This window comes from Nostoc sp. ChiQUE02 (assembly GCF_034531305.2).
GTDB lineage: Bacteria > Cyanobacteriota > Cyanobacteriia > Cyanobacteriales > Nostocaceae > Nostoc.
On record NZ_JAVRBN020000029.1, the window covers coordinates 1 to 1,886 of the forward strand.

A 1,886-nucleotide genomic window follows, 5' to 3' on the forward strand; every position below is an offset into this window, starting at 1 on the left:
ATCCATTTATGAGCTAGAACTTAAGCCCTGTAAGACATAATTCTCACTTACTAGGTCAAAATGAGCGAACGTCCAGTAAGCAAATATTTGTTAATTATGCAGTTTTCTGCAATCAGGCGATCGCATTCTTGCATTCTCCAGGTATGAAAACTGCACGCAAAACTTGCAGAAAAGGTGAATGTGTTACATGAATCAGTTGGATAGAGAAGTTGATTCCCGTTCCGAAAAGCGTCCAACCAAAGCTGATTTTCGAGAATCTGGAGGATTTGAACAAGAAGCTGCTGTGATGTTGGGTTTATATCGAGAAGATTACTACGACAAACAGACTACCCAAAAAGGCATTTTTGAAGTTTCGGTTTTGAAAAGTCGGTTTAGTAGTGAGACGACTGTTAATAAGATTGTTTGATAAGCGGTTTGGACAGTTTAAGAACTTAGCTAAATCCAACTATTAAAACCCATGAAAGCGCTATCCGTTCGTCAGCCTTGGGCATGGGCAATTATTTATGCTCTAAAGGATATTGAAAACCGTGGCTGGCCTATTCATTATCGCGGCGACATTCTGATTCACGCCGCCAAAACCTGTACCAAGAAAGAGTATCAGCTAGCCAGAGAATTTTGCCAAGGAATGGGGGTAGTAATCCCAGAGTTAATCTCTCTACGTCGCGGCCAAGTCATCGGTATTGTCACAATAGTAGATTGCAAGTTTTCACAAGTTGCATCTGGTTGGGGGATGCCTGAGCAATACCACTGGAAGCTGGAGAATCCACGCGAGATTACGCCGATTCCTTACATTGGGCAACTAGGGATTTTTGAAGTGCCGGATGATTTGGTCATGGAGGTGGCCGCATGATTAAAACAGCCCGAAGTCATACGCTACTTCCAAAGCCAAAATCAGTAATAGTTGAGTTATCTGCAACACCCGAAAAATTCTTAGAGGACGACCTTGAAAGTTCACAACTTCATAGCCAAGGATGCCTCTATCCGTATCTCGAAAAGAAAAAGCTACTTGATGGCTCAATAGCCTTTTACCCACGAGTTATAGGCCAACGTGACCCAGACAACCCGATTCAGTGGCGATGGGGTTTTAACTGGGAAGAACGAGTTGATGGATTATGGAAAGGACGAAGTATCGGCTCAATTCCCCCTGGCGCTATTCCAATGATTCGTCTAATGCAACAGCAGGGGGCAACTAGGGAAGATATTATCGCTTTTATCAAGAGAGCGAAAACCAAAAAGCCATCACCAAAATTAGATGTCTGCGAAAATTTTGATAACACAAAAATAAAACCAGTTCTTCCAAATGATGCACCGATCGCTGTTGTGCTATTCGCGGGTGGCGGTGGGATTGAAGCGGGGATGGTGCAAGCCGGGATTCGTCCGCTCATTGCAGTGGAATTCGACCCCACAAAACCAGACTTGAGCAGGGCGATTGCCAAAACCCATCACCGCAATTTCAGGGAATATGGCTGTAAAGTCATCCAGCTAACAGTCCAAGAAGTAGCACGGTTAGGATTTCTAGGTTTTCCCCGCCGCCCCGATTACCTCCATGCCTCCCCGGTGTGCGCCAACTTCAGCCAAGCTCATACAGCTAAAGCGGGTGTTGCGCTTGAAACGGCTGATGATCTGACGGCTGCGATCGCAGTAGCAGAAGCAATCCGACAGTTACAGCCACGGGTGTTTACGCTCGAAAATGTCCCACGCTATCAGAACAGTCAGAGTTTTGCCATCATCCTGAATACTTTGGAGCAAGAGGGGTACTCGGTCAATTACAGCGTGGTCAACATGGCTGACTTTGGGCTACCCCAGGCGCGGCGGCGGTTAGTCTTGATTGCAAACAAGGGTTTTCACGTTGCCTTACCAACTCGCAGAAAACCAATAGGGTGGTA

General features: G+C 45.9%; 3 protein-coding genes. All 3 read left to right on the forward strand.

The window, feature by feature from the left end; translation table 11 throughout:
- Positions 1 to 187 precede the first annotated feature (187 nt).
- Positions 188 to 406, forward strand: a complete 219-nt coding sequence (locus RM347_RS24760) for a DnaB-like helicase C-terminal domain-containing protein (protein WP_322720461.1) — start codon at positions 188 to 190, stop codon at positions 404 to 406.
- A gap of 51 nt (positions 407 to 457) precedes the next feature.
- Positions 458 to 850, forward strand: a complete 393-nt coding sequence (locus RM347_RS24765; protein WP_322720460.1) for an ASCH domain-containing protein — start codon at positions 458 to 460, stop codon at positions 848 to 850.
- The coding region (locus tag RM347_RS24770; protein WP_428850609.1) for a DNA cytosine methyltransferase at positions 847 to 1,886 on the forward strand (1,040 nt) is incomplete at its 3' end. The genes RM347_RS24765 and RM347_RS24770, both read left to right, overlap by 4 nt.